Consider the following 26,424-nt stretch of genomic DNA (forward strand, 5'->3'; position numbering starts at 1 on the left):
TTCCGCGATGATCTGATCATTGACGGAAAATATCGGATATGACATCAAGGGCTTTGCGCGGCACTCCGAGCGTGGCCCCGCCAACCGCGCCCGGGCCCGACAGCCGCTCGCCGACGGTGGCGCGACGGCCGCCATGACGCGACGAGGGCCGCCGCGAGCAGGAGTTCGGCGATGTCCCCGCCGTAGTACATGATCTCCGCGCCACCCCGCACCTGGGCGATCGGAGCGTGTACGTCGATGAGGAAGCCGCCGTACATCAGCTGGGAGATCGTGGCGTGCGCGGCCACCGCGACGCCCAGGACCACCAGGCGGGCAGGCACCCCGGGGCGGGACGGCGCCGGGTCAGGGCCCGCGATCACCCAGGCGAACAGACAGCCGGAGAGCAGGAAGTGGGTGTGCATGAGCCAGTGCAGGAGCGGCCGGTCCATCGTGGCGTTGAACAACGGCGTGAAGTAGAGCACCGCCAGCGTGCCGGTGCTCAGGGCCAGGGCCGGAACCGGGTGGGCCACCGCACGTACGGGGCGGCCGTGCAGCAGCGCGGTCAGGCGTCTGGCCCGCTGGGCGGGCAGGGTGCGCAGCAGGAGGGTGACGGGGGCGCCCAGCACCAGGCCGAGCGGCGCGTACATGCCGATGAGCATGTGCTGGGCCATGTGCCCGCGGAAGTCCTCGTGGGCGAACGGTGCGACGGGCGGCAGCAGCGCCGCGGCCAGGATCGCGCATCCGGCGAGGAAGCTCACCGTCCGCCACCGGCCCCACCCCAGGGCCGGGCGGCGGGCGCGGGCCCGATGGGCGAGCAGGAGGTAGCCGCCTGCGAGCAGGGCGACCGCCATGGCGGGCAGCAGCACCTCCCCTACGGCACCTCCCGCCGCGCCCCCGCCGTGCGGGTGGTGTGAGCCGCCGCCCATCAGGACGGCCGCCCGCCCCGATCGGCGGTCCCAGGAGCGTCGGGGGTGCCGGGGCTGCCAGAGGTTTCGGGGGCCTCGGGAGTCGCGGGATCGAGGGGAGTGCCGCTGCGCTGCAGAAGGTAGCCGCCGATCACCAGAAGGAGCCCCAGGAGCAGGAAGCCGAGGTCCCACCAGAGCTGGTGAGGGCCGCCGTGGACATGGTGGATGCCGAGGATGTGGTGGTCCAGGACCCCTTCGACCAGGTTGAACAGGCCCCAGCCCACCAGGATCCAGCCCCACAGCACCCGGGAGGTCCACACCCGGCGCCGGCCATGGGTCACACGCGAGTAGAGGATGCCGAGGCCCACCAGCACGGCCACCCAGCAGACCGTGTGGAAGATGCCGTCCCACACCGTGTTCATCTCCAGGCCGGAAACCGTGTTCGGCGAGTAGTACTTCACCCCGATCCGGTCGTCGTCGGTGCTGGTCAGCATGTGGTGCCACTGGAGGAGCTGGTGCAGGAGGATCCCGTCCAGAAATCCGCCGAGACCCACCCCCAGCACGATCCCCGGGAGCTGAATGCTCCTGGGGATCGTGCTGGCACCGGTAGGCGCCTCGTCCGCACTGATGGCCATCGCACGTCCTCTCCGTCGAAGTTGAAGCCGAAGCCGAAGCCGAAGCCGAAGCCGAAGCCCAAGCCGAAGCCCAAGCCCGAAACCTGAGCCGCCGGCAGCACGTGTGCCCGCTCCCCGGCCGCCCACCACGGAAACAGACACCCGTTCAGCCTTGCGGCGCCTCGTGCACGGGCAACCGGCTCAGCCCCTCAGCACCAGGGCCCCGTCACTGCGAACGTCGTACCCGGCGCGTAGCAGTTCACGTACATCGTCGAGCCGTCCGGCGAAAAAGTGACCCCGGCGAACTCGCCCCACTCCGGCTCCTCGGGCGTCCCGATGTTCTGCCGCCCGCGCGCCATCGTGTACACCTCGCCCCGCCGCGTGACCCCCAGCACGTGCTGCGCGCCACCGCCGTCCTCGCAGACCATCAGCCCGCCGTCGGCGGCCAGGCAGATGTTGTCCGGGGACTCGCCGGGCAGCTGGATGTCGGTGTCCGGGCCGAAGACCACGACCAGAGTGAGCCGGCGCTTCTTCGGCTCGTACCGCCAGACCTGGCCGTAGTGGTCGGCCGCCGAGCCCTCGTCGCTGCGGGCGAAGCTGGAGACGAAGTAGACGGACGAGCCGCCCCAGTAGCAGCCCTCCAGCTTCTGGGCGTGCGTGATGCCCTTCGGGCCGAAGTCCTGGAGCCGGATCGGGGTCCCGGCCGCCAGCGGATCCGGTATGGGCACCCACTCGACCCGGTCGAAGCTGGCCCCGGTCTCCTGGACCACCGAGAGGTCGGGCAGCCCCGGCACCCGCATCGCCTCCAGCGCCCCGCCCGCCCGCAGCGAACCGGTGCCGCCGAGCGGCTTCTCCGGGAGGAAGCGGTAGAAGAGGCCGAACGGTTTGTCGAACGCGTCCTCCGTCTCGTACACGATCCCGTTCTTCGGGTCGACCGCGATCGCCTCGTGCTGGAAGCGGCCCATGGCGGTCAGCGGGATCGCCCCGGTGCGGCGCGGGTCGGCGCCGTCCACCTCGAAGATGAAGCCGTGGTCCTTGGTGTACCCGTTGGTCCCGGCCTTGTCCTCGGTCTCCTCGCAGGTCAGCCAGGTGCGCCAGGGGGTGGGCCCGCCCGCGCAGTTGACCGCCGTACCGGCGATGGCGACCCGTTCGCCGAGGACCCCGTTCCGGCCGTCCAGCTCCAGGGACGTACAGCCGCCCTTGGCCGCGGGGTCATAGGTCAGACCCGCGACGGTCGGGACGCCGGTCTTCGCGGTGTGCCGGTTCTCGTGGTTGCGGACGAGGTGGACCCGGCCGTGGCGGCCCGCGAGGGCGATCATGCCGTCGTGGTTGCCGGGTACCTCGCCCTCGCCGGAGCGCAGCGGGTCGCCCTCCCGGGACAGCACCCGGTAGCGGAAACCTTTCGGCAGGTCGAGCAGGCCGTCCGGGTCGGGGACGAGGGGGCCGTAACCGCCGTGGCCGCGGGCGGCTGCCGTGCCCGCGAAGAGCTCGGAGAAGGCCCCGGTGAAGGCGACCGCTGCCGCTGCGCCGCTGCTGGCCAGGACCTGTCGTCGTGTCGCGGTGTGCCGGGGGGCGGTCGCTGCGGTCGCGGTGTTCCGGGTTTCGGAGGACATGAGGCAACTCCCTGTTGGCGGACAGGTGACGTGACCCGCATGTGTGTAGCACGCACTAAGGCGCGGGGGAACCATGCGCGCCCCCGCGCCTCCGGTTTGCTGCCGGGCGACCCGGACGGAAGCCGCCGAAGCGCCGGTCGGCGCTCGTGGGCTCCGGCCGGCCCGCGCAGGGTCAGGCCAGCGAGGCCGACAGCGTGATCGTCGTACCCGTCAGCGCCTGGCTGACCGGGCAGTTCGCCTTGGCGTCCTCGGCCGCCTTCACGAAGCCGTCCTCGTCGAGGCCGGGGACCTCGCCCTCGACGGTGATGTGGATGCCGGTGATGCCCGTACCGGGCTGGAAGGTCACCTCGGCCTTGGTGTTCAGCTTGGTCGGCGGGGTGCCGGCCTTGGCGAGCCCGTTGGAGAGCGCCATGGAGAAGCAGCTGGAGTGCGCGGCCGCGATGAGCTCCTCGGGGCTCGTCTTGCCGTTCGGCTGCTCCGAGCGGGCCGGCCAGGAGACGTCGTACTCACCGATGCCGGAGGAGTCGAAGGTGACGACCCCCTTGCCCTCGATCAGGTTGCCTTCCCAGACCGTGTGCGCCTGACGCGTGGTAGCCATGCTGGATCCCTTCAAACGGTGTACGCGGTTGTACGCGAACGGAGTTACGGGCACGCCGTCGAACGGGCACCCGGTGTCACCCCCGAACCTACTGCGCCACCAGGCCCTTCGCGTCACGTGCCAGTGCCGTCAGCCGCGAGATAGCCCGGAAGTATTTCTTCCGGTACCCGCCGTTCAGCATCTCGTCGCTGAACAGCCGGTCGAACGGCAGCCCGGAGGCCAGTACCGGCACCTCGCGGTCGTACAGCCGGTCGGCCAGCACCACCAGGCGCAGCGCGGTCGACTGGTCGGGCACCGCGCTCACCCCGGTCAGGCAGACCGCGCCGAGCTCGTCGGTCAGCGCCCCGTACCGGCTCGGGTGTACTCGCGCCAGGTGATCGAGGAGCCCCGGGAAGTCGTCCAGCGATGCGCCCGGCGTGGCGTACGCGGCGCGGGTGACCTGCTCGTCGGAGTACGGCGGCGGGGCCTCGGGCAGTCCGCGGTGCCGGTAGTCCTCGCCGTCGATGCGCAGCGGGCGGAAGTGCGCGGACAGGCCCTGGATCTCGCGCAGGAAGTCGGCGGCCGCGAACCGGCCCTCGCCGAGCTTGCCCGGCAGCGTGTTCGAGGTCGCGGCCAGCGCCACCCCGTGCTCCACCAGCCGGCTGAGCAGCGAGGAGACCAGGACGGTGTCGCCCGGGTCGTCGAGCTCGAACTCGTCGATGCAGAGCAGCCGGTGCCCGCTCAGCGTCTGCACCGTCTGCTGGAAACCCAGCGCGCCGACCAGGTTCGTCAGTTCCACGAACGTGCCGAACGCCTTCAGCGCAGGCTCCGCGGGCGTGGCGTGCCAGAGGGAGGCGAGCAGGTGGGTCTTGCCGACGCCGTAGCCGCCGTCGAGATACACCCCGCGCGGCCCGGTCGGCGCGGCCGGCTTCTTGCTCCCGAACCACTTGCGGCGCCCGGTACCCGTCGCGTGCGACCCGCCGAGCCCGGCGGCGAAGCTTGCGAGGACCGTGACCGCCTCGCTCTGGCTGGGCTGGTCGGGGTCGGGTACGTAGGTGTCGAAGCGCACCGAATCGAAGCGCGGCGGCGGCACCATCTCCGCGACCAGACGGTCGGCGGGGACGCGCGGCTCGCGGGCGCACAGGGACAGCGGGGCCGTTTCGGCAAGGGGGCTCTGCCCCGGAAACGCGGTGGAGGACGACACAACTCTCCACCTTAAGGCCCGTGCCAGACTGCACCCCATGCGAAGCCTGTTCCCTGTGACGGACCTGACAACAACAGCCGCTGCCCCCGACCCCTCGGGGCTGCTCACGGACCGCGAGTGGAGCCTCGACGAGCTGGCCGACGCGTACGCCTACCCCACGGACCTCCCCGCCGAAGGGCCCGGGAGCGCCTGGCTGCGCGCCAACATGGTCTCCACCCTGGACGGCGCCGCCCAGCACGACGGCCGCTCGCAGCCCATCTCCTGCGCCGCCGACATGCGGATCTTCGGCACCCTGAGGGCTCTGGCCGATGTGGTGATCGCCGGAGCCGAGACCGTGCGCCTGGAGGGGTACCGTCCGGCCCGCGCCCGGGAGGCCTTCGCGGCGCGGCGGGCGGCGGCCGGGCAGGGCCCCGCGCCCGCCGTCGCGGTGGTGACCGGCTCCCTGGACCTGGACTTCTCGCTGCCCCTGTTCACCGAGCCGCTCGTCCCGACCCTCGTGGTGACCGGTGCCGGAGCTCCCGCCGACCGGATCGCCACGGCCCGGAAGGCGGGCGCGGAGGTGGTGATCGCGGGCGAGGGCACCCGGGTGGATCCGGCGCGCGCGGTGCGCGAGCTGGCGGACCGGGGGCTGCGGCGGCAGCTGACCGAGGGCGGGCCCCGGCTGCTCGGCCAGCTCGTGGCGGCGGGGGCGCTGGACGAGCTCTGCCTGACGCTCTCCCCGATGCTCACGGCGGGGGACGCGCAGCGGATCGCGGGAGGCCCCGGAGTGATCGTGCCGGAACGTTTCGCCTTGGCATCGCTCCTGGAAGAGGACGGGTTCCTCTTCGGGCGCTACCGACGGAGGGACGTGCGGTGACCGAGGGAGGGACCCGCGGTGACCGAGGGAGGGACACTTAGCGGAATTACCCGTTCCGGTTAGCTTCGGCTGGGCACACTTACCTCTGCAGTCCCCGTGGGATCACGGGGAAGGATGGTTTCAGCAAACGACCGTCGACGGCCGAGCCGGCTGTCGGCGAGACGCAGAAGCGGAAGGGCGCCTGTCGTGTTCACAAGCGTTTTGATGATCGAGAAGCCGCTCACTCCGGAGGACGTGGACTTCGTCACCACCCTCCACGGCGAGGAGCGGATCTCGTTCGTCGTTCTGTTGCAGCCGCGCGGCGACCAGGCCGATGTCCTGCTGCGCGCGATCGACGACGTGGCGATGGGGGAGCTCAAGGAGGCCGTCCGCGAGGGCGAGGAACCGGAGGGCAAGGAGGCCCGCGAACCCGCCGAGATCGGCCTGGAGTACTCGCTACGGGCCCTGCGCGAGGCGGGCGCCGAAGCGGTCGGACAGGTGATCGAGGACCACCCCCTGGACAAACTGACGACGGTCGTCGAGGAGGCGGGGGCGGACGAGGTCATCGTCCTGACCGCCCCGCACTACGTGGAGGAGTTCTTCCACCGGGACTGGGCCTCACGGGCCCGGCACAAGGTCGGCGTCCCGGTGCTCAAGCTCTTCGCGCACAGCGAATAGGCTGGTCTCGCGGTCCGGGCTGGCCCTCGGCCGCGACTCGAAATCCGAACCGACGCGCAGGAGCACAGATGGCACCCGGCATCCCCGCCGCCATGGAACGACCGCACTTCATCGGCATCGGCGGCGCCGGAATGTCGGGCATCGCGAAGATCCTCGCCCAGCGCGGAGCGAAGGTGGCGGGCAGCGACGCCAAGGAGTCCGCCACCGTCGAGTCGCTGCGGGCGCTGGGGGTGACCGTGCACATCGGGCACGAGGCCCGGCACCTGGCCGACGACGCGTCCTGCGTGGTCGTCTCCAGCGCCATCCGCGCCGACAACCCGGAGCTGCTGCGCGCCGCCGAACTGGCCGTCCCGGTGGTGCACCGCTCCGACGCGCTGGCCTCCCTGATGAACGGCCTCCGGGCCATCGCGGTCGCCGGCACCCATGGCAAGACCACCACCACGTCCATGCTCGCCGTCGCCCTGTCCTCGCTGAGCCTGGCCCCCTCGTACGCCATCGGCGGCGACCTGGAGGGCCCCGGCACCAACGCCACGCACGGCGAGGGGGACATCTTCGTCGCGGAGGCGGACGAGAGCGACCGCAGCTTCCAGAAGTACGACCCCGAGGTCGCGATCGTCCTCAACGTGGAGCTGGACCACCACGCGAACTACGCCTCGATGGACGAGATCTACGACTCCTTCGAGACGTTCGTCGGCAAGGTCGTCCCCGGCGGCACCCTGGTCATCTCCGCCGACCAGCCCGGCGCGGTCGAGCTGACCCGACGGGTCCGTGACCTCTCGGACCTCAAGGTCGTCACGTACGGCTCCGCCGAGAGCGCCGACGTCCGCGTCCACAAGGTCACCCCGCGCGGCCTGACCAGCGAGGTCACGGTCCTCCTCAACGGCAAGTTCCTCACCTTCACCGTCTCGGTCCCCGGCAGCCACTACGCCCACAACGCGGTCGCCGCCCTGACCGCCGGGGTCGCCCTCGGCATCCCGGCGCACAACCTGGCCTCCGCGCTCGGCAGCTACACCGGGGTCAAGCGCCGCCTCCAGCTCAAGGGCGAGGCGGCGGGTGTGCAGGTCATCGACTCGTACGCGCACCACCCCACCGAGATGACCGCCGACCTGGAGGCCATGCGCGGCGCCGCCGCCGACGCCCGCATCCTCGTCGTCTTCCAGCCGCACCTGTTCTCCCGTACGCAGGAGCTGGGCACCGAGATGGGCCAGGCCCTCGCCCTGGCCGACGCCTCCGTGGTCCTGGACATCTACCCGGCCCGCGAGGACCCGGTCCCGGGCGTCACCAGCGCCCTGATCATCGACGCGGCGAAGGCGGCGGGCGCGGAGGTCACCGCCGTCCACGACCAGGCCGACGTCCCCGCCGCCGTCGCGGGAATGGCCAAGCCCGGCGATCTCGTTCTCACCATGGGAGCGGGCGATGTCACCGACCTCGGCCCGCGCATCCTGGACCACCTGACGAGCTGAGGAGCGAGCCGTGCCGTACGACGTCGACAAGCCGGACGAGCAGTGGCGGGCGGAGCTGTCCCCCGCCGAGTACCAGGTCCTGCGCCAGGCCGGCACCGAACCCGCCTTCCGTGGCGAGTACACCGACACCAGGACGGCGGGCGTCTACTCCTGCCGGGCCTGCGGGGCGGAGCTGTTCCGCTCCGACACCAAGTTCGAGTCGCACTGCGGCTGGCCGTCCTTCTACGACCCGAAGGACACCGACGCGGTCGAGCTGGTCGAGGACCGCGCCCACGGCATGGTCCGCACCGAGGTGCGCTGCGCCCGCTGCGGCTCGCACCTGGGCCACGTCTTCGAGGGCGAGGGCTACCCGACCCCCACGGACCAGCGGTACTGCATCAACTCGATCTCGCTGACCCTGGCACCGGACGAGAGCTGACGCCGCTGGGCGGCCCTGACAGCCGGGCGCCCCGGCCCGGACCCTGAGGTTCCGGTGGCCGGGGCACTGTCATGGGGCCCGCCTGCTCCGCAGGACGCGTTCCCCTCAGCTGTCACTCGTCGTCGTTGCCGTTCTCGGCCGCCTCGGACCGCAGCAGCGGGTGGATGACCCCGGGGAAGACCCGGGCCCGTACGACCTCCTCGGCCGACCCGCCCTGTACGACGGTCTCCGCGACGCCCCAGGGCCGTCCGGCCAGGTGGATGGTCAGGGTGTACGAGGAGGAGCAGCCGGTGCACTCGTAGCGGTCGGCCCAGGTCTCGACCTCGGTGGTGGAGCCCGGGTAGCGCTTCACATGGCGGTGGAGGGCGTGGCAGTGGCCACAGGTCTCACCGGGCTCACAGGTCCCGCCGCACGGACACGGCACGTCGAAGCTGTCGGCGGGGGTCCAGCGTTGCACGAGAACGGCCTCGCGGGTGGCGCCCATGTCCTTCATGGCCTTGAGGTTGCGGGCGGCGACGTTGTACGACTCGCCGGTGGCGGCCATCCGGTCGCGGATGACGTCCTTGCGTCCACGGTTGGTCGTCATATCGGCTCCTCCTGGGGTTCACGCAGCCCGCCAGGAGGCCCACGAGTCAATCAGTACCTCTTTAACGTTACCCGCCCGGCACTGGCGTCCGGACCGGGCGGGCGTCCACCTTGCAGGCCTCGGGCAGATCGCTGTCGCAGAAGGCACAGACGAAGTCCTCCTCGCGCACGATGCTGCCAGGCCGGACCGCAGCAGCCTCCAGCTCGACCGGTCCGGCCTATCGGCAACTCCGCCCCTGCGCGTCCGTACGCGCCAACCTGCGCGCTCGATCTCCTCAAGAGCCGTCAGAGGTCATCGAGGTTCATGGCGGAGGCGATGGCGTGGGACCCGGCTTCGTTGGGGTGCAAGCCGTCCGGGAAGACGTAGCCGGGGCGCGGTAGGGGGGGTGCCCGGCTCGCCCGCCGCGTCGGCCTCTACCAACTGCACACCTGGGGCATCCAGTACCTCAGTGACGCCTCGGATTCGGCGGCCCTGATCATCGGGAAGCTGACTGCCAACGCCGTGACCCATGGGAGGATTCCCGGTCGCGACTTCGAGCTGTGCCTGACGCACATGCCCGGCGACCGGGAGGTCCTCGGGGTCCTGCGGACCGAGGTGTCCGACACCCGGGGCGAGCGCCGGCCGCCGGGGCCCGGCGAGATCGCCGTACCGGAGGACGGGGACGACAGCGGGCACGGGCCGCTGATCGTGGACGCGCTGGCGGACCGCTGGGCGGTCGTCGCCCGTGAGCCGCCGGGCAGGACGGTCCGTGCGGAGCTGGACGTGCTGTACTGAGCGCCGACGGCCCCGGTGGCGGTGCGGTCAGTGGTCGGAGTAGCTGAAGTCGCCCATGGTCCAGGCGCTGACGTCCTCGACCGCCACGCGGTACATCCCGCCCGTCTCCGGAATCCCCACCGAGCCCTGCAGGATTCGCGCCACATGGAAGTGCAGATGCGTGGGCCGCCCCTCCTGGCGCGCCGCAGCGGTGAAGGCGGCCGAGAACTCGCTCAGCTGGGCCGAGTCCGCCAGGACCTCCGAGACCCGCTGCCTCCAGACGGCCTCGGGGGCCAGCCGGCCGGTGATGACGGCACCCCCGGCGACGACGGTCAGCGACATCTGGTTGCTGTTTCCGGACTCCACCAGGGCGGCCACATCAACGAGCAACTCGTCAGGCTTCGACATGAACACGATTCTAGTCGGCGGCTCCGGCCCTGTGGTGTGGCCCCGCCCGGCCCGCTTGCACCGCCCGCTCGCACCACCCGCGCGCTCTGGCTGGGTCAAGCGCTGCTGTGCACCGTCGGTCATGCGCACTTGAGCTCTTTCTGAGCGAAGGCGGTGAACTGGCTGAGGAGGCCGGGGAGGGTTTTGCGGTGGTTCTGCACTCGAGCGCCGCTGAGGAAGATGTCGAGCTCAAGGTCCTGCAAGGCCGACCGGCTGAGGGGACGCCCTCTGCCGGCTCAGCCCCGCCGTACCCGCCCCGCGATCCGCCGCCCCAGGCGGCCCAGCGCGCGCGACCGGTTCCAGTCGCGGAAGGCGTTCGCCCGGCCGCTGCTGCCCGTCCGGCCCACCGTCTCCTCCACCTCCGCGACGGCCTCCGCCGTCATCCCGCGCACCGCCGGGCGCAGCACCTCGTCGAGGAGGGCGGCGGCCGTGGTCGTCCAGGCGGGGCCCGCGTGAGGGTGGGCGGTCCAGTGGGTGAAGCAGTCGGCCGCGTAGGCGGGGTGGGTGCCCAGGCGTGCGCGGGTCGGCTCGGCGCGGGCCGCGCGGTCGTAGGCGGCGATCAGGTCGGCATCGTCGCTCCGGACGAAGGCGTACAGCTCCGCGCCCGGCCGGTCCGGGGCCAGCAGGCGTTCCACCAGGGCGGTGAACGCCCGCTCCTGGATGGCCGGTTCGAGCGGGGCGGCCCGGTCGCGCAGCGTGCGGACCTGCTCCGTCCAGCCGGGCTCCGGTGCGCCGGTGTGCAGGTCGCGGCAGAGTTCGAGGAGCTGGAGCGCGGCCCGCTCCCGGCCGCCGATCTGCTGCGGGAAGGCCCGCAGCAGGTCGTGGGCGAGCGCGGTGCCGTCCGCCGTCTCCGCAGGGGCGCCGAGCGCCGCGTCGACCAGGCGGGCCCACGTCCCCGCCGCCCGGTGCGCGTCCGAGGTCGCCGCCTCCAGCAGCAGCCGGGCCTCCTCCACCGTGGGCGCCCGGTCCTCCCAGACCAGGCCCACCCCCGTACGCAGCACCAGGGGCTCGGCGAACGGGGAGAGACCGGCCGCCCGCAGGACCCGGTGCCAGACAGTCGTCCGGTCCCGGCCGAGGGTCGTCATCGCCCCCGGTACCTCGGCGCACATCCGCAGGTGCGGCAGGGCCTGCGTCCCGGTGAACGGCAGCGCGACCCGCTCCAGGAGCCGGGCCACCGCCCCGGGGTCCTCCGGCGCGATCCGGTCCAGCGCGCCCAGCAACGCCGTCCGTACGTCGAACTGCTCGTCCAGCAACTCCAGGAGCGCCGGGGCGAAGTCAGGTGTTCCCTCGGACCCGTCCGCCTCCGCCAGGATCCTCCGGGCCAGCCGGTCGACGACCTCCGGCAGCACCTCCGAGCCGTTCACGCCCAACAGCTTCGCCACACGCAGTAGTTGTACGGTCCGCGCCACCGGGCGCGCCCCGCCCGCACCGCTCTCCAGCTCCGTCAGGAGCTCCGGGGCCAGCACCGCCGCGATGGCCTCCCCCTCCGGGCCCACGAACGCGTCCCGGCGCGGCAGTTCCAGCGAACCGTTGCCGCCCCGCACCGCCTCCGTCACCAGCATCTCGGCGAGCGGCGCGGTGACCGAGGCCGGGCACTGCCCGTCCAGCGCGCCGAACAGCCGCCCCACCGCGTCGAACTCGGAGCCCGTACGGTCATCGATCCCCGGCGACGTCAGCGCCTCCACCAACTGGCCGGTCCGCTTCGCGTCCAGCGCGTACGGCCGCTCCGCCGCCCAGCCGGCCGCCGCCGCACGCTCCTCGGGGCCCAGCGCCACCCCCGCGCACAGCGCGATCACCGCCAGCGGCCCGGCCGCGAAGGGGTCCCCGGGCAGCTCGCGCGCCTCCTCGAACAGCTCCGGCGCCCGGCTCCGCCACACCCGCGCCGCCGTCCGGGCCCACGCTTCCGCCGTACCGTCCACTGGGGGCCGGTCCGCGCACACATGGACCCGCAGCCCCGCCTCCCGCGCCGCCGCCGCGTCCTCGGGCAGCGCCCCCACCACCCGCAGCGCCGGACTCCCCGGCCGCCGCGTGTACGTGGTGAACGTCAGCCGCTCCACGCTCTCCCTCGGCAGGGTCACCGCCGCCAGCCCCAGCCAGCGCGCCACATCCGCGCTCTGCCTCTCCACCAGCACCACCGGCCCGCCCGCAGGGGCCTCCTCCTCACTCGCCCGGCGGAGATCGGCGAGGACGGCCGCCAGCCACGGACCGCGCGACACGGCGAAGTCGTCGAGGCCCTCCCGTACGGGCGCGGGGCCCGGCGGCAGCAGGCCGAGCGGGTCGGACAAACTGCCACCGCCGACCGGCGTCGCGGACACCCAGTGCGGTGAGCGCCACGCCTCCACCGGCAGCCGGCCGCCCGGCAGCGGGACGCCCGGGGGTATGTGCACCGCGTGCGTGTGGAACCGGACCGGTGCCGTGCCGTCGCCGCGCGCCGGAGCCGTACGGCCGACCACACGGCTGCCGTCGGACAGCACCACGTACGTGAACGCCTGCGGGAGGGCGCGGAGTTCGGTGCCGACGGGCCTGTGCGGGACTCCGTCGGGGAGCGCGTAGCCGATCAGCGGCTCCAGCTCCGCGAGCAGCGCCGCCGACACCCCCGGCCCGACCGCTGTGAACCGGCCCGCAGCCTCCTCGTCCCCCGGCGCGGCGGAGATGTGGTGCACCTGTGCAAGGCTCAATTGTCGGCCCTCTTCGTCCTGCCGCGACCGGGTCCCCGCTCCACCCACACGCGACCGGGTCGGGGGAGAAGCGCACGGCCGCGGGGGCGACGTTATCAAGGACGGGGGCGGTTTCCCTACGCTGCGTCAGGTGCTGGCCTCAGGGCCGTTCCCGGACCCATGAGCGGCCGTTGTGTAGAAGACTGTGGGGGGTGCGCCGGCCCAGGCGCACCGGCTCGTGCCCATCAGGGCTCGCGAAGGGCTCATAAGGGGGGAAGCGATGCGGCAGGTGCCCAATCTGCCCACGTACGACAAGGACGCCACCACCAGACTGCTCTGCTCGTCGGTGCACCTGGACGACGCGTTCGCCCGGTACGCGCACCAGGAGCTCTCGGGGGACCGCCTCACCGCTCCCGGCCTGCCGCTGGGCGTGAACCTGCTGGCCCTGGCCCGCCACGCGAGCCGCGCGACCGGGCGGACCGACCTCCGCGACCGCAGGCTGGCCTGGCTCTGCGCGGTGTGGTGGCTCGCCGTGCTGAGCGTGATCGGCGGCCTGGTCACCGGCTCATCGGCGTTGTGGAGTGGGGCGGTTGCGGTGCTGCTGATCGTGCTGGGCTGCACCTGGTGGCTGGTGCGGCGGGCCGAGGCCCAGGCCCGTGGCGACGCCCTCGCCGTGCGCTACTCCGCCGCCCGCCCCCAGGATCTCGCGCCCGAGGTGGCCGACGAGGTCGAACGGCGGCTGCGCGGCCTGCGGCGCCCGAACATGGTGCCGTACACCCAGAGCGCCGAACGGCAGAACCCGTTCGTCGGCAGCGGGGACAAGATCAAGGAGACGGTCTGGCAGCCGATCGACGTCAGCCGCCCCGCCGACGCCCCCGGCGGCGGCAAGGCGACCCTGGTCCCCTTCGACGCCGTCGACCTCCACACCTACCTGGCACGGGAGTTGGGAAACCTCGCCGGTCTCGAAGGGCTGCGGGCACAGAACCGGCTCTACGTGCTCGGCCCCCAGGTCATCTACCTCGGCGACGACGTGCTGCCCGACCGGCTGCGGCCCCCCAACAGCGAGATCCCGCCGCCGCTGGTCAAGGCGGGACTGCTCAAGCCCGGTGCGGGCATGCGGACCTACCTCAGCCTGGAGCGGGTGGGCGAGGGCGGCCGGGTCATCGTCTCGATGCACCTGCGGGCCCGGCTCCAGCACCCCAGCCTCTCCTGGGAGGTCGCGGCCTACTGCATCCCGCCGCTGCACGCCCGCTACTACGGCGCGGACTACGTCCCGCGCGACGGGTTCGAACGCTGGTGGAGCCTGGTCCGGTTCGCCACCTCGCACACCTGGTCCGGGCTGACCGGCGCCCCGGGGCGGATCGGGCGCCGCAACGCCGAGCACAAGCGGCGCGCCCGCGAGCTGGAGAAGGCGCGCAGGGAGATCACCAAGAAGCACGCGCTGTACGACTACGGCACCACGGACAGCCTGCGGGAACGGGTCGCCTCCTGGGACCAGTTGGGCCACTCGGAGCGCACCGACTCGCAGGACTTCCTGCACCGGCTCCAGCAGGGCGTGCTCATCGCCACCGAGCGGTTCCTGAAGGACCACAACGTGGACACCAGCTCGTTCGACCAGGCCCAGCAGGTCATCAACACCCAGACGTACAACATCTCCGGCGACATCACCGGACCCGCCAACATCGGCAACAACGGACAGATCTCCGCCGCCTACGGGCAGGGAGCCCAGGCCCCGGCGGCCGCGGGCCCCACGCCCTGAGCCCGACGCGTTGAGCCCGCACCCACCGAGCACCAGGAGCGACATGAGCACGTACAACTTCCACGGCGACATCTCCGGACCGAGCAACTTCGGCGACCACGGAAGGATCGAGGTCACCTACGGCACCCCCCCGGCCGAGGCGCTGAAGCTGGCCGCCGACCTCGTACAGCTCGTCCGCCAGGAGGCGGCGCGGCCGGAGCTCGCGGCGCAGGCGGAGATCGTGCGCGGCGAGCTGGTCCGGGCGGGGGAGGAGGGGCGCCCCGCCGACCAGGGGCGGATCCGGCAGGCGCTGGAGACGCTGACGGTGGGGCTCGCGGCGGGCAGCGGCGGAATCGCCCTCGCCCAGGAGATCGGGCGGCTGGTCGGGCTCTGACATGACACCTACCGATGTCGACGTAGCGATAGCCGGGGCGCGGGCCGGCGCCGAGGTGGTCCGCAGCCTGCACTTCACCGACGGGCGGACCGCCCACGTACGGCAGGACGGGGCCGCCGACACGCTGCTGGCACCCACCTCCGCCACCCGGCTGGTGGACGTCAACCTGGATCCGCCGTTTCCGAGCGCGCCGGGGTTCCGGGCCGTGGAGCTCCTGGCCCACCCCGGGTTCGCCGGACACTTCCGGCCGCGCGTCGTCTCCACGACCCTGGCGCTGGCCTGGGTCGCCGCCGGGAAGCGCCCCGCGTACGTCACCGACGGCGGCGACCTCTCCGGGAGCGTGCACTTCTCCGCCGGTATCGCCCTGTGCCGGGCGGCCGGGTGCGTCGTCACCGGGATCGACGGCGCCCCGGTCGGCGAGGGCCACGGGCTGGTGGCCGCCGCCGACGAGGAGACCCACGGGCTGCTGATGTCGATGATCTGCGGCGGCTGAAGTCCGTGCAACCCGGCGCTACTTGGCGTGGACCGCCGCCTGTGCTCCGCCGAGGTCGAGCCGCAGGCCGGCCCGGAGCGGGACCGTCTGGCCCGGGGCGATCTCCTGCGAGGTTCCGTCGGAACGCGTCCCCGTCCAGCTCGTCGATGACCGGTTCGCCAGCCCGAACTTCCCCGGCCTGCTGGGGTGCTCGGTCAGCTCGGCCACCAGCGTGGCGTCGCTGTAGTCGTGCCGGGACGGTTCCGGCGCCAGGTGGTGCTCGTGCACCCGGGCGTCCCGGCGCAGGCGGATATGGCGCTCGGAGCGGGGCAGGGGTGTGGTGATGCTCAGCCGGGGCGGCAGGATCAGGGGGCTGTCGCAGGACCAGCACGTGCCCGCCGTGCTCGCGGCGGGCTGCGTCATGTTCTGACGGCCGCAGTCGGCGCAGTCCACGATGGCGTCCAGGACGGAGCGCAGCGCGTCGCGCCACTGCGACTCCCGCACCCGGGCGGTCGGCTGGTGCAGGCCCACGGTGAAATTGTGCGTGAACAGGTCCTGGAGGGCCGGGGGAGCCGCAGCCCAGGTGTGCAGGACGGTGGTCTGCTCGACGGGGTCGGGGGCGTTCGCCTGATCGGCGAGGTCGAAGACGAACAGCGGCTGCTTCCCGTACAGCCGCTTCTCCGCCGCTTCGTCCAGGCAGTGGATCTCCAACTCCCGTTTGCCCTTCAGAGGGTGATGGTTCATCAGCAGCATGAACAGCAGCACCGACAGCGAGTGGAGGTCGGACTGGGTGCCGGGCCTGGCCCCCCTTTCGCCGCGCACCAGCTCGGGCGCCATGAACTCCATGGTCCCCGAGATGCCGGTGGTGTCCCCCTCGACCACGGCGTTGTCGTTGTCGCAGACCAGCACGTCACCACTGTCCGGGTCGAAGAAGATGTTGCCCCAGGAGATGTCCCGGTAGGCGATCCCCCGCGAGTGCAGAGCTTGGTAGGCCTCAACCGTGTAGAGCGCGGCGGCCAGCAGGGCGCGCGGCGTGGTCCGCAGCCTGCGGCGGAAGAGATCGGGCAGCCCCTTGAACCGGTCCGGCCGCAGATCCATCAGATAGCCGAACGCGCCCGTGCCGGACGGCACGTACGCCGTCGGCCACAGGAAGCGGTCGTCGTCGAAGTCCCGGGCGGCCAACTCCCGTACGATGTCGGACTGCTCGGGCGTCGCACAGGACGGGTAGTACCACTTCAGGGCGCGGTCGCCCGACGCGGTCGCCACCCGGTACACCTCCCCCTGACCGCCGGCCCCGAGCATGTCGATGACGCGGACGGACTCCCCGTCGTCAGCGGTGAGGAGCGTTCCTCCGTCGAGCATGCCGGTCATGCGTCACTCCGTGGTCTCTCTGCCGCGGCGCCGTGGTCCGCCGCGTCGGGGCCGGGCCGCCGGGCGGCGACCAGGGTCGTGTCGTCACCGGAGTAGCGGGCCGCCTCGGCCAGCCACCCGGGCAGGGCGTCGCGTACGTCGTCGGTGCCGCCGTCCTTCGCGAGCCGCTGGTCGAGCCCGGTCATGAACTGGGCGAAGCCCTCGTCGGAGGCGAAGCTCTTGGAGAGGCCGTCGGTGGACAGGGCGATCAGCCGGGGGGTGCGGTCCCGCGCGACGACCGGCGCCCAGTGGACCCGGACCATCTTCCAGGCATCGCGGCTGCAGAGGGACTCCGTCTCGTCGCCGAGATCCACCTCCATCGGGGCCAGCGGCAGCGCGATCGCCCCATCGGCGCCGATCACCGTCAGCTCACCGTCGCCGAGCTGCCAGGCCGCGAACATCTTCGGGGTGAGCACCGCACCGACCAGCGTCGCTCCGTACAGCAGCAGCTTCTGGCCCTTGCGGGGCGGCTCGGCCGCCGGGTTCACCGTCTCCGGGTAGCGGTCCCAGTGGGCGAGCACCTGCTCCTGCCAGGCGGCCACCAGCTGCCGGGGCAGCTCGTTGCGCGCGTAGTTCATCAGCCAGCTCAGGCTCTGCGTCGTCCCGTCCGGGCCCTCGGAGCGCGCGAGTTCTGCGAACCTGCGGGCCTGGACGGCGAACAGGTCGACCGCGCACCGCGCCCCGATATGGCTGCGGGCGTGCGCCGCCGAGCCATGGCCGTCCGCCACCGAGAGGATCAGCGGATCGCCCTTGGACCCGGACCCCTCGGCGACGTACCAGTCCTGGTTGATCTGCTTGTTGACCCCCCGCACGCTGTGTTCGAGCGTCTCCCACAGCGGCCGCTCAGGAGCGCTCACCAGACGTCGTCATCGTCGTCGTCCAACTGCGGCGGCGCGTAAGGCGGTTGCTTTACCGTGGCGTCGGTGGGGGCCGCCACCGGCTGGGACGCGGCCTTGACGGCGGCGGTCGAGGCCCAGCGGATCGCCGCCGCCAGCTGCTTGGGGCTGTTGGCGTCCAGCGGCTGGAGCTCGGGGTTGCCCAGGAACTCCTGGAGCACGCTGCGGTCCGCGTCCGCCCCGATCGCGATGGCCACCCGCACGGCCTTCTTGCCCCACGGCGTGGCGTCCAGTGCCCGCAGGCCCGTCTTCCAGTCGTCCGTCGGCACCCCGTCGGAGACCAGTGCCAGCACCGGCTTCAGGGCCCGCTGCGGCATCGGCGGGGTCTGGAACTCCCGGGAGACCACCTCCAGCGCCTCACCCAGGTTGGTCATGCCGTCGACCTGGACGTCCTGCCAGGTGAAGTCGTCGACCGGCACCGGGTCCTTGTGGTGCCAGCGTGCCTCCGTGGAGAAGGTCAGCGTACGCAGCAGGAGTTGGGCGGCAGGGTTGTCGTGGGCCACCGACCGCATCTCGGGAACCGCTTCCCGGATCGCGTAGTTGAGCTGTCCGATCTTCTCGCCCTGCATGGAGTACGAGCAGTCCAGCAGCCAGATGAAGTGGACCGGCCGGTTCGCCATGGGACCGCCGGGGATGTCACTCACTCGAAGCCCTCCTTGTCATGGTGTGTTTCGTTGTGCCGTCGGGGACGGACATGGGGTGTCCTCACTCGCTCAGCCACCCGCTCAGCAGCTCTCCGAGGTGCACCAGGCCCCAGGCCAGGAGCCCGCCCAGCGTGAGCACGGAGGCGATGACGAACAGGGCGAGGAGCAGTCGACGCCCCCGCGCGATGTTCGGTGTGACGACCGGCATGGCCGTGGACCGTTCCTCTCTTCTCGGACGTGACCGACCTTAACGACCACGTCAGGCTCCGTCAGCGGGTTGACGATCTTGTACAGGCGCGGTTCGCATGCCGGGCACGGACGGGTCGGCATCGGAGCCCTCCGAGAGCAGCTTGCCGACCCGCAGCCCCGTGCGGGCCAGAATCCACAACACCGCCTCAGCCGCCCGCTGCTGCTCGCTCACCAGGGGGCCCGTACCGGTGGCCGCGTAGGCGCTGAGCGCCCAGTACCGCCGGGTCCGGAAGCGGTGCCCCAGGTCCCGTACCAGCGGGTCCAGACCGATCGTGGCCAGCCAGGGGGCGATCCCTGTCGCGGGGACCCGCAGGCGCTCGATCCGGTCGAGCACATCCCGCTTGGTGACCACCACCGCCAGCGGCAGCCGACCGCGCCGACGCCGTCCGGTCAGCGCCGAGAGCTCGCCGGTGAACGTCTGGTACGTCTGCCACGGCCCCGGCTCCGAGGGGCCGGCCGCGCGCGCCAGCTCCTCCTCGGCGGCCGAGAGGGACCGGCGCACCTGGGGCTCGGCCAGGACGTCGACGACCAGCACCACCCCGTCCGCGTGGGCCAGGTACTCCTGGCGGCGCGTGGAGTCCACGTCGTACAGGGACTCGCCCATCGGGTCGTAGAGGTAGAGCAGCCGGTGCCCGCGGCGGTGAGTGACTCGCAGCATCAGCGCCCGTGGCTGGCCGCCCTGGGTCTTGCGCACGCGACCGTCCTGCTTGAGCTGCCCGTCGAGGTCCACGACGTCCCGCCGGTCGTCGTCCGTCGCGAACGACACCTTCAGCGCGCTCCGCCCGGCCGTCGCGTGCAGCCCGGAGACCGCCGCCGCCATCAGCATCGTCTTGCCCGACGAGGTCCCGCCGATCACCGGAACGTGCACGATGCGCAGGCGCCCGATCCCGGCCGGGAGCGATCGGTCGCAGTGCGGGCACTCGACCGCGAGCCGGTCGCGGCCGGCCAGGGAGACGGTGGTGAGCCGGCGCCCGCACGAGCAGACGTGCCACAACGCGCCGAACCCGCCCGGCCGCAGCTCCCGGTGGGCCGCGCCGCAGCCCGGGCAACGGTGCACGGCGAGCGGGAAGGCCCGGTAGCAGCCCGGGTAGGGGCACTTCATCCGGACCCGCCGCACCAGAGCCCCGGCCCGGTCCGCACCGCGCAGCACCACGACCCCGGCCACCGCGGCCAGCCACACCAGGCCCGCCAGCAGCCACATCACGAGGTGGACGAGCACCATGACCGCCGAGGCGAGGAGCGCCCCCGTGATCGCCCCGAGTGCGGTGCCCGGGGCCAGGAGGCGGACGACGAAACGGGCGATCCAGTGGCCGAAGCGGTAGCCGGTGGACGGCTGGTGCCCGGTGAACATGCGCCGGGCGGTGACCGCCATCCAGCGGCCCAGCAGCCGGTGCCGTACGGCGGAGGCGGCGGCGCGGGCGGAGGTGTACGCGTCCACCCACATCAGCCGCGACCAGTACGCGCGCTGTGCGGGCTCGGTCCCGACGGGCGGGATCCGGGGGTCGGGTGTGCCGGGCGTCCGGGGGCCGAGGACCTTCGCGGAGGCACCCAGCGCCAGCGCGAGGAACTCCCAGAACGCGCGGAACAGGCACACCCCCGCCCAGACCGCCACCGTCAGCCAGACCGCCGCCGTGATCAGCCCGCCCATCAGGCGCCCCCGTCCCGGCGCCGCTCCCCGGAACCGGAGCCTCGGCGGCGGGGCGATCCCTTGCCCGGGCGGCCGTCCCGCCCGCCGAACCGCAGCCCGAGCCGGCTCAGCGCCCCCGGCCGGTTCCAGGCGCGGAAGTCCTCCGCGTGCCGTGCACCCCGCTTGGCGAGGGCCGCTTCGACGGTGGCCAGCTCCTCGGTGGTCAGCGCCCGCGCGGCCGGACGCAGCACCCCGTCCAGCAGTGCGCCCCGGACGTTGCCCCAGGCCCCGCCCGCCTGGGGGTGGGCGTTCCAGTCGACGAACCGGTCCGCGAAGTAGCGGGGATCGCGCAGGAGTCGGCTCCGCACCCCGTCCTGCTGGGCGGCCCGCTCGTAGGCCGCGCAGAGGTCGGCGTCGCCGCTGCGGATCATCTCGTCCAGCTCGCGGCCCGCGCCGGGGTCGGTCAGCAGCCTCCGGGTGAGCCTGCCGAAGACGTGTTCCAGCACCGCGGGGTTCACCGGTTGGGCCGTGCTCCGCAGGCCGAGGACCCGGCTCACCCAGCCGGGTGGGGCACCGCCCGCCCGCAGGTCACGCGCGAACTCCAGCAGCAGGAGGGCCGCCCGGTCGTGGGGCCGCAGCTCCTTGGGGAAGGCCGCGAGGAGTTCGTGTGCGAGCTCGTCCGCGTGCGGGTCTCCCGGCCGACCGTTCAGCGCCGCCGTGACCAGGAAGGGCCAGGTCTCCGCCGCGCGGTGGACGTCGGCCCCGGTCTCGGCGAGGACGTACCGGGCCTCCTCCGGCGTCGGTGTGTCGGAGCCCCACACCAGGCGGAAGGCGACGCGCAGGAGTGGCGGATGCGCGAAGACGGAGACCCGTGCCGCGTCCAGCACGGCGCGCAGCTCACCGCTCCGGTCGCCGCCCCCGCCCCCGGCCGGGCCCCTGGCCCGCCGGCCGCACATGCGCAGATACGGCAGCGCCTCGCGGCTCGCCAGCTCCACCGGAGCACGCTCCAGCAGCACGGTGACCGCGGCAGGACCGGCCAGGGCCGCCGCGTCCAGCTCCCGCAGCAGGGCGGTGTGCAGGCCGGGGCGGTCCGTCAGCGTCTCGTGGAGCTCACCCCCGTACGCGGACGGATCGGCCACGAGCGCGGACGCCAGCCGGTGCGCGAGCGGGGTGACGAGGTCGGAGCAGTCCACCGCGAGGAGACCGGCCACCCGCAGCAGCCGCAGCGGACGCGCGAAGCCGCCCGCCGCGTCCGCGATCCCGGCCCGCAGCTCCGGGCCCAGCTCGGCCGCCAGCTGCCGGGCCACCACGTCGGTCAGGGCTCCGAGCTCGGGCGGACGTACCGGCTCGGCCGAGCGGACGGCGGCGGTGAGCAGGCGGGCTGCGAGCGGAGCGGCGGTCTCCGGCCGCAGGCCCCCGCCGGCCCGGGCGAACAGCTCGGCCAGGGCGGCGGTTTCGGCCGCCGGTACCGCCTCCTGCCGGGGGGCCGCCAGGGTCTGTACGAGCCCGTCCAGCTCCTGCTCGTCGAGCTCGGCGGGGTGTTCGCACGCCCACAGGGCCGCCGCCGTCCGGTGCGGCGACGGCAGGTCGATCCCGGCGCACAGGGCGAGCGCCGACGCGGGTCCTGCCGTGAACGGCTCTCCCGGGAGGCGGTGGGCGTGCTGGAAGAGTTCGAAGGCACCGGCCGACCAGATCCGGGCGGCGGCCACCGCCCAGGGGGCCGGCTGCGACCCGTCGGGGCCGGGCGCCGGCCCGTCCGGGGCGGGCGGGACGGCGCAGTCGTGGACCCGGTAGCGGCGCCCGGAACCGGCGAGCCCGTGCGCGTCGTCCGGCAGGACGCCGATGATCCGCTGCCCGGCGAGGTGCGGGCGCCGGGTGTACGTGGTGAACGTCAGCCGGTGCGCCGCCTCCCGGGGCAGTGCCGCGCTCGCCAGGGCCACCCAGCGGGCCACATCCGCGCTGTCCCGTTCCACGAGGACGACCTGCGGCGCCGTCTCGTCCTCGGCCTGACGCTGGAGGTCGGTGAACACGGCGGCGAGCCAGGGCGCCCGGGAGGCGGCGAAGGCGATCAGGCCGGCCGGGTCCAGCAGGGTGGAGGGCGGCAGCGCGGCCAGAGCCGGCGGGGCGCCTCCCTCCGGGGTGGCCGCGGTCCATCCGGGGGACTCCCAGGCACTGACAGGCAGGGCCCCGTCCGGCAGCTGCTGCCCCGGGGCCAGGTGGACGGCGTGGGCGTGGAAGTTGCCCCAGCGGCCGCTGTAGTCGGCGCCCGTGTAGACCGTACGGGCCAGCAGCCTGCTGCCGTCGGACAGTTCGCTGTAGCTGAACGCCCGCGGAAATGCCGCGAGTTCGGTGGTGGAGGGGCGCGAGGGCGCGTTCCGGGGCGGCTCGTAGCCGATGAGCTGCTCGGCCTCCCGGAGCACCGACTGCGGCAGCCCCGGGGTGAGCGCGGTGAAGCGGAACCCCGAGCCGTCCGGGCCGGGCGGTGCCGAGGTGTAGTGCAGCTGTCCCAGGCTCATGCGTCGGCCTTCCCCATGCGGTCCGGGTTCTCCCGCCGGTCCTCCCGTTGGCTCTCGCGCACCGGGACCAGACCGCGCCGCCCCAGCAGCCACAGCAGCGGATCCTCCACCCGCAGCGGCTGCGGACCCGATTTCGGGGCGTCGGCCGGCGCGTCGGCGGGCGGCGGTGCGCCCAGCGCCGAGAGGCCGAAGTACGACAGCTCGGCGAAGTCGTTCTCCAGCTGACGGCAGAGCACCCCGGAGTCCCAGTCACTCAGCAGGGACCGCAACTCCTCGTGCACGGCGAGCCGGTCACCGTCGTCCAGTTCGCCGCCGCTGTGGGTGGCGTTGCGCAGCAGCGGCGAGTGCGCCCCCAGCAGCGCCCGCAGGGCGTCCGTCTTCGTCACGGCGACGGCCATCGGTGTGGTGACCCGGCCCCGGGACACGCTCCGTCCGTGGGAGCGCAGTTGGGCGGCGAGGTCGGAGGCGATCTGCTGCGGGGACGTCTCGACCGCGGGCAGCGGCGGCCCGTCGGCCGACGCGCTGCGGTCGCGCACCGAACCCATCTGGAGCGGGTCGACGAGCAGGATGATCCCGTCGGCGGCCGCCAGGTACTGGGTGTAACGGGCCATCGCCTCCGCGCTCTTGAGGTCCTCGCCCGCCGCGTCGAAGAAGACCAGCGTGGTGTGCCTGCTGCCCTTGGCGTACCGCCCCCGGCGCGGCACGCTCAGCCGGTAGAGCAGCGGGTCGTTGAAGCCCATCGCGGCCGGACGGGTGGTGTCCGGGAGCCGCAGCCGCTCGTACAGGTCCTCCTCCATCTCCCGGTCACGGCGCTGGGTCTCGGCCCCCATCGCGGGCAGCGAGATGTTGTACTCCCGGCCGACCCGGCCCCGCAGTTCGTTGACGAGCACCGAGACGTAGGTGCTCTTCCCGGAGGCCTTGGCGCCCACCAGGGCGATGATGCGGCTGTCCTGGTCGCAGTACTCGCTGGGGAAGTCGTTGTGACAGCCGCGGCAGACCCGTACCGATGTGGCCACCCCGCATGCGGGGCACGGTTGCCGGGCGGAGGTGCCGCGCAGGGTCGCGAGAGTGCGGGGCGCGGGGAAGACCGGGCCGCGCAGCCGCCGGGAGGGCGGCAGGCTCGGTCCCATGAAGTCGGCCCATACGTCGTCGGGCTCGGCGTCGCACGGGGTGCCGCCGCGTACCCCGGTGGCCATCATCAGACAGCGGTAGGGCAGGCGCGCGGCCGGTGCGCGGTCGAAGCAGTAGGGACAGATGACGGTCGTCATGTCAGCGCACCACCAGGGTCGTGGGAGAGGGTTCGTCGAGGCGTACGTCGGCGGCCCCTTCGCCGAGGAGGAACCCGCGCAGGGCGTAGGGGGGCCGGAGGCCGGACGGCACGGGCAGCTCGACGGGACTGCCGGGCCGCAGGGCGCCCCCGTCGAGCCGGAGCAGGGTCGTCCCGTCCGTGGGGGTGCGCGGCCGGATCGGGTCGCGGCCGTTGCCCGCCCTGGCCACGAGGACGAACTCCGGTAGCCCGGACGGGGCTTCGCCCGGGCAGGACAGGCTGACCCGCAGCAGCGAGGGCCCCCGGCGCAGGGCTCGGCGGGCACCGGGAACGATCCGGTAGCTCACGGCGATGTCCGCCGGGACCCGGGTCTCGCCGCCCGGCGCGGGAACGACCACCGCGTCCGTCGTCCGGGGCGCGGCGGAAAGGGTGACGGAGAACGCGGAGGGCGCCACGTCCACGTACAGCCCCTCCCGGACGTAGGTGCTGCGGGCCACCACCCGGTGCACCGTGCTCGCTCCGTCCTGGTCAACGGTGGCCGCGACCTCGCCCGCCCCCGCCGGCCAGTCGAACGTGACGCGCGCCCGGCCCCCGCCCACCCGCTCCACCCGGGCGCCGGCCACGGCGGGCGGGCACTCGACGACAAGACCGGGCCCCGCCACCGCACGCGGGCCGAGCACGGCGAGCGCGGACACCCGCGTCACCGAGCCCGGGGGCGGCACCAGACCACCACCCGTCGCCGTCTCCCAGGGCAGCGGAACGGGCCAGGGCCGCGCCGGGCCGTCGGTCAGCTCGGTCCCCGGCTCCGGCGGGCCGGCCGGCCAGGAGACGAGGCGTACGTCGGCGTCCTGCCCGCCGCTCCAGGAGAACCGGACGGACCCGCGGACAGCCGTGGCGTCGAGCCGGTCCACCGGGGTGGGCCAGGGATCGACGGAGACGGGGTGCTCCGCGCCCGCCGACTCGATGACGGCCCCGTCCGGCGACCGGTAGCGGCAGTGGACGCGGAGCACGTAGGCGCCGACGCCCAGACCGGTCGCGGTCAGGGCGCCCGTACGCACCTCGACGCCGTCCACCGGTCCGTCGGGTCCCAGGAGTCGCCCCCGTACGCCCAGCGCACCCGACGGCTCGGTCCAGGTGGCCTCGATACGGCCCCGGCCCGTGGTGGACCGCAGCCCCGACACGTCCGGAGCGACGAGCAGCACCTCCGAGACGACGGGCGGGCCGTCGATCCTGCCGTCCCGCAGGGGTAACACGGCATAGCGGACCTCGTGGCCGAACGGGGGGTCGTGGTCCACCCAGCCGCCCGACGGGGAGGCGTCCGTGATCTCGGCGATCCCGGTCGTGCCGCCCGGCACCCGTATCAGCCGGATGACCCGCCGGCCGTTCGCCCCGTCGGCGGCCGTGGGGGAGGGGGAGAGCGACAGGGACACGGTCTCCGACGCGGCGCGGACCGCCAGCACCTCACGGGGCCCGGTGCCCTCGGACTCGGCCGGACCGCGCTCCGTGCCCCCGCCGCCCCCCGGCCGGTGCAGCCGTACGAGGCCGAGCAGGGCGCGGGGGCAGTCGGAGGCCAGGCGGGCCGCCCGTAGGCAGCCGTCCTCGGCCGCCCGTGCATCGCCCGCTCGCTCGGCCTCCCGCGCCGCGTCGAGGGCGTCGTCGGCCTCCTTCACCCGCTCGGCGATCTCCGCCAGCCGCCGGCGCAGCATCGCATCGCCCCCGCCGCCCGCCGGGAGCAGGGCCGCCAGCCCGGCGGCGCGCCGCACCTTTCCGCTTCCCCAGGCGTCCGCCAACCCCTCAGCCGCACGCCGTTGTCCGCCGTCCAGCCGGAGGTGGGCGGCGGCCACGCGGACGAGGGCGGGCGCCTCCTGCGGGCAGATGCCGAGGGAGACGGCCGTGCCGGGCTCGGAGCCCCGCGGGTGTGCCTGGAGGAGTTCGACGAGCTGGTAGAGAAGGACGCGGCGCAGGGCGGCGGGGTCCTGGAGCTGCACCGCCTCCAGTCGGGTGAGGAACGGCCCGTACGCCCCGCCGCGCGCGGCGCCCACCTGACGCAGCCGATCGACGCCGACGTGGTGCCAGCGGCGCGCGGCGCGCTGCTCGAAGATCCCGTCGAGCACCCGCAGCACCCGCCCGCGCTCGACCAGAGCGTCGCCGATGTGGCGTAACCCCAGGGCCTGTTGCTGAGCGAGGAGATGGCCGTACCCCGGGACGAGCGGGGAGAGCGGCAGACCGCGCAGTGCGCGGCGCAGCCCAAGGTCGTGCCCGAACTCCAGCCCCACCCTGCGCCCCCGTGCTCACGGCTCGTGCTCCCACCGCCCATCCCAGCAGATCCGGGGCCCGCGCGACGGCGTTTCGCCATCTTGCGGCCCGAGCGGGTCCGGGGAAGGGGCGGCGGCCCGCGCGCGCCCCGCCGAGCCCCCCCCCCGCCGCCCAAAGGGGGGAGCGCACCCCCCACCCAAAGGCAGAGAGGGGGGGGGGGGGAGAG

22 protein-coding genes and 2 pseudogenes are annotated in these 26,424 nt (G+C 73.5%); 8 read left to right on the top strand and 16 right to left on the bottom strand.

The features are described from left to right. Window positions 1-44: 44 nt before the first annotated feature. From ABZ154_RS25820 to zapE, 5 genes are all read right to left on the bottom strand, one after another. Window positions 45-905, bottom strand: coding sequence for a cytochrome c oxidase assembly protein (locus tag ABZ154_RS25820; protein ID WP_356836405.1), 861 nt, complete (start codon window positions 903-905; stop codon window positions 45-47). After that, window positions 905-1,519 (bottom strand): DUF2243 domain-containing protein, encoded by a 615-nt coding sequence (locus ABZ154_RS25825; RefSeq protein ID WP_356836407.1) that lies wholly within the window; start codon window positions 1,517-1,519, stop codon window positions 905-907. Before ABZ154_RS25825 ends, ABZ154_RS25820 begins: the two co-directional genes overlap by 1 nt. Before the next feature lie 188 nt (window positions 1,520-1,707). After that, window positions 1,708-3,111: an alkaline phosphatase PhoX gene (locus ABZ154_RS25830; protein WP_356836409.1), complete on the bottom strand. Its 1,404-nt coding sequence runs from the start codon at window positions 3,109-3,111 to the stop codon at window positions 1,708-1,710. A gap of 172 nt (window positions 3,112-3,283) precedes the next feature. Further along, a complete protein-coding gene (locus ABZ154_RS25835; protein ID WP_128848352.1) occupies window positions 3,284-3,709 on the bottom strand; it encodes an OsmC family protein in 426 nt (141 codons plus the stop codon). An 88-nt stretch (window positions 3,710-3,797) separates the two neighbouring features. Next, entirely contained in the window at window positions 3,798-4,892 is a 1,095-nt protein-coding gene (zapE, locus tag ABZ154_RS25840) for a cell division protein ZapE (protein ID WP_356836411.1), read from the bottom strand. A gap of 37 nt (window positions 4,893-4,929) precedes the next feature. On the opposite strand from zapE, the gene ABZ154_RS25845 reads away from it, so the two are divergent. The 4 genes from ABZ154_RS25845 to msrB all read left to right on the top strand — a co-directional run bounded on the left by ABZ154_RS25845 (window position 4,930) and on the right by msrB (window position 8,286). Further along, on the top strand, window positions 4,930-5,748 hold the full coding sequence (locus ABZ154_RS25845) for a pyrimidine reductase family protein (RefSeq protein ID WP_356836413.1): 819 nt from the start codon (window positions 4,930-4,932) through the stop codon (window positions 5,746-5,748). A 204-nt stretch (window positions 5,749-5,952) separates the two neighbouring features. Further along, on the top strand, window positions 5,953-6,405 hold the full coding sequence (locus ABZ154_RS25850; protein ID WP_356836444.1) for an indole-3-glycerol phosphate synthase: 453 nt from the start codon (window positions 5,953-5,955) through the stop codon (window positions 6,403-6,405). A gap of 68 nt (window positions 6,406-6,473) precedes the next feature. Beyond that, entirely contained in the window at window positions 6,474-7,868 is a 1,395-nt protein-coding gene (gene murC, locus ABZ154_RS25855) for a UDP-N-acetylmuramate--L-alanine ligase (protein ID WP_356836415.1), read from the top strand. A 10-nt stretch (window positions 7,869-7,878) separates the two neighbouring features. Further along, window positions 7,879-8,286: a peptide-methionine (R)-S-oxide reductase MsrB gene (msrB, locus tag ABZ154_RS25860; RefSeq protein WP_356836417.1), complete on the top strand. Its 408-nt coding sequence runs from the start codon at window positions 7,879-7,881 to the stop codon at window positions 8,284-8,286. Between the two features lie 112 nt (window positions 8,287-8,398). Here msrB and ABZ154_RS25865 read toward each other — a convergent pair whose 3' ends face one another. Continuing rightward, window positions 8,399-8,872, bottom strand: a complete 474-nt coding sequence (locus ABZ154_RS25865; protein ID WP_356836419.1) for a hypothetical protein — start codon at window positions 8,870-8,872, stop codon at window positions 8,399-8,401. A 384-nt stretch (window positions 8,873-9,256) separates the two neighbouring features. On the opposite strand from ABZ154_RS25865, the pseudogene ABZ154_RS25870 reads away from it, so the two are divergent. Next, window positions 9,257-9,646: pseudogene (locus ABZ154_RS25870) on the top strand (ATP-binding protein); the annotation flags it as partial. Between the two features lie 27 nt (window positions 9,647-9,673). Here ABZ154_RS25870 and ABZ154_RS25875 read toward each other — a convergent pair. Together ABZ154_RS25875 and ABZ154_RS25880 are read right to left on the bottom strand one after the other, a co-directional pair. Then, window positions 9,674-10,033, bottom strand: coding sequence for a hypothetical protein (locus ABZ154_RS25875; protein ID WP_356836421.1), 360 nt, complete (start codon window positions 10,031-10,033; stop codon window positions 9,674-9,676). A 275-nt stretch (window positions 10,034-10,308) separates the two neighbouring features. Continuing rightward, a complete protein-coding gene (locus ABZ154_RS25880) occupies window positions 10,309-12,750 on the bottom strand; it encodes a GTPase-associated protein 1-related protein (protein ID WP_356836423.1) in 2,442 nt (813 codons plus the stop codon). 259 nt (window positions 12,751-13,009) lie between these two features. Between ABZ154_RS25880 and ABZ154_RS25885 the strand changes: the two genes are divergently transcribed. The 3 genes and pseudogenes from ABZ154_RS25885 to ABZ154_RS25895 form a co-directional block, all read left to right on the top strand. Next, the gene (locus tag ABZ154_RS25885) at window positions 13,010-14,488 is read left to right on the top strand and encodes a hypothetical protein (RefSeq protein WP_356836425.1); all 1,479 of its coding nucleotides are present in this window, start codon (window positions 13,010-13,012) and stop codon (window positions 14,486-14,488) included. A 43-nt stretch (window positions 14,489-14,531) separates the two neighbouring features. Further along, on the top strand, window positions 14,532-14,861 hold the full coding sequence (locus ABZ154_RS25890; RefSeq protein WP_356836427.1) for a hypothetical protein: 330 nt from the start codon (window positions 14,532-14,534) through the stop codon (window positions 14,859-14,861). 67 nt (window positions 14,862-14,928) lie between these two features. Beyond that, a pseudogene (locus ABZ154_RS25895) lies at window positions 14,929-15,354 on the top strand (inositol monophosphatase family protein); the annotation flags it as partial. A gap of 18 nt (window positions 15,355-15,372) precedes the next feature. Here the strand turns inward: ABZ154_RS25895 and ABZ154_RS25900 are convergent. The 8 genes from ABZ154_RS25900 to ABZ154_RS25935 all read right to left on the bottom strand — a co-directional run bounded on the left by ABZ154_RS25900 (window position 15,373) and on the right by ABZ154_RS25935 (window position 26,218). Continuing rightward, window positions 15,373-16,704, bottom strand: coding sequence for a protein kinase (locus ABZ154_RS25900; RefSeq protein WP_356836429.1), 1,332 nt, complete (start codon window positions 16,702-16,704; stop codon window positions 15,373-15,375). Further along, window positions 16,701-17,600, bottom strand: a complete 900-nt coding sequence (locus ABZ154_RS25905; RefSeq protein ID WP_356836431.1) for a protein phosphatase 2C domain-containing protein — start codon at window positions 17,598-17,600, stop codon at window positions 16,701-16,703. Before ABZ154_RS25905 ends, ABZ154_RS25900 begins: the two co-directional genes overlap by 4 nt. Then, a complete protein-coding gene (locus ABZ154_RS25910) occupies window positions 17,597-18,259 on the bottom strand; it encodes a tellurium resistance protein (protein WP_151512287.1) in 663 nt (220 codons plus the stop codon). The genes ABZ154_RS25905 and ABZ154_RS25910 overlap by 4 nt, the downstream gene beginning before the upstream one ends. 85 nt (window positions 18,260-18,344) lie before the next feature. Beyond that, window positions 18,345-18,491: a hypothetical protein gene (locus ABZ154_RS25915; protein ID WP_356836433.1), complete on the bottom strand. Its 147-nt coding sequence runs from the start codon at window positions 18,489-18,491 to the stop codon at window positions 18,345-18,347. Between the two features lie 51 nt (window positions 18,492-18,542). Continuing rightward, entirely contained in the window at window positions 18,543-20,180 is a 1,638-nt protein-coding gene (locus ABZ154_RS25920; RefSeq protein ID WP_356836435.1) for a hypothetical protein, read from the bottom strand. Further along, window positions 20,180-22,675 carry a GTPase-associated protein 1-related protein gene (locus ABZ154_RS25925; protein WP_356836436.1) on the bottom strand — a complete coding sequence of 832 codons (2,496 nt, stop codon included), beginning with the start codon at window positions 22,673-22,675 and terminating at the stop codon, window positions 20,180-20,182. Before ABZ154_RS25925 ends, ABZ154_RS25920 begins: the two co-directional genes overlap by 1 nt. Continuing rightward, on the bottom strand, window positions 22,672-23,943 hold the full coding sequence (locus tag ABZ154_RS25930) for a hypothetical protein (protein ID WP_356836438.1): 1,272 nt from the start codon (window positions 23,941-23,943) through the stop codon (window positions 22,672-22,674). The genes ABZ154_RS25925 and ABZ154_RS25930 overlap by 4 nt, the downstream gene beginning before the upstream one ends. Before the next feature lies 1 nt (window position 23,944). Continuing rightward, on the bottom strand, window positions 23,945-26,218 hold the full coding sequence (locus ABZ154_RS25935) for a hypothetical protein (protein WP_356836440.1): 2,274 nt from the start codon (window positions 26,216-26,218) through the stop codon (window positions 23,945-23,947). Between the last annotated feature and the right edge of the window lie 206 nt (window positions 26,219-26,424).

This window comes from Streptomyces sp. NPDC006261 (assembly GCF_040613515.1).
GTDB lineage: Bacteria > Actinomycetota > Actinomycetes > Streptomycetales > Streptomycetaceae > Streptomyces.

Excerpts from the sequence above, each read along its gene's own strand:
- ABZ154_RS25820 (WP_356836405.1), bottom strand. The coding sequence starts at position 905 with ATGGGCGGCGGCTCACACCACCCGCACGGCGGGGGCGCGGCGGGAGGT.
- ABZ154_RS25825 (WP_356836407.1), bottom strand. The coding sequence starts at position 1,519 with ATGGCCATCAGTGCGGACGAGGCGCCTACCGGTGCCAGCACGATCCCC.
- ABZ154_RS25830 (WP_356836409.1), bottom strand. The coding sequence starts at position 3,111 with ATGTCCTCCGAAACCCGGAACACCGCGACCGCAGCGACCGCCCCCCGG.
- ABZ154_RS25835 (WP_128848352.1), bottom strand. The coding sequence starts at position 3,709 with ATGGCTACCACGCGTCAGGCGCACACGGTCTGGGAAGGCAACCTGATC.
- ABZ154_RS25845 (WP_356836413.1), top strand. The coding sequence starts at position 4,930 with ATGCGAAGCCTGTTCCCTGTGACGGACCTGACAACAACAGCCGCTGCC.
- ABZ154_RS25850 (WP_356836444.1), top strand. The coding sequence starts at position 5,953 with ATGATCGAGAAGCCGCTCACTCCGGAGGACGTGGACTTCGTCACCACC.
- murC (WP_356836415.1), top strand. The coding sequence starts at position 6,474 with ATGGCACCCGGCATCCCCGCCGCCATGGAACGACCGCACTTCATCGGC.
- ABZ154_RS25865 (WP_356836419.1), bottom strand. The coding sequence starts at position 8,872 with ATGACGACCAACCGTGGACGCAAGGACGTCATCCGCGACCGGATGGCC.
- ABZ154_RS25875 (WP_356836421.1), bottom strand. The coding sequence starts at position 10,033 with ATGTCGAAGCCTGACGAGTTGCTCGTTGATGTGGCCGCCCTGGTGGAG.
- ABZ154_RS25885 (WP_356836425.1), top strand. The coding sequence starts at position 13,010 with ATGCGGCAGGTGCCCAATCTGCCCACGTACGACAAGGACGCCACCACC.
- ABZ154_RS25890 (WP_356836427.1), top strand. The coding sequence starts at position 14,532 with ATGAGCACGTACAACTTCCACGGCGACATCTCCGGACCGAGCAACTTC.
- ABZ154_RS25900 (WP_356836429.1), bottom strand. The coding sequence starts at position 16,704 with ATGACCGGCATGCTCGACGGAGGAACGCTCCTCACCGCTGACGACGGG.
- ABZ154_RS25910 (WP_151512287.1), bottom strand. The coding sequence starts at position 18,259 with ATGGCGAACCGGCCGGTCCACTTCATCTGGCTGCTGGACTGCTCGTAC.
- ABZ154_RS25915 (WP_356836433.1), bottom strand. The coding sequence starts at position 18,491 with ATGCCGGTCGTCACACCGAACATCGCGCGGGGGCGTCGACTGCTCCTC.
- ABZ154_RS25920 (WP_356836435.1), bottom strand. The coding sequence starts at position 20,180 with ATGGGCGGGCTGATCACGGCGGCGGTCTGGCTGACGGTGGCGGTCTGG.
- ABZ154_RS25925 (WP_356836436.1), bottom strand. The coding sequence starts at position 22,675 with ATGAGCCTGGGACAGCTGCACTACACCTCGGCACCGCCCGGCCCGGAC.
- ABZ154_RS25930 (WP_356836438.1), bottom strand. The coding sequence starts at position 23,943 with ATGACGACCGTCATCTGTCCCTACTGCTTCGACCGCGCACCGGCCGCG.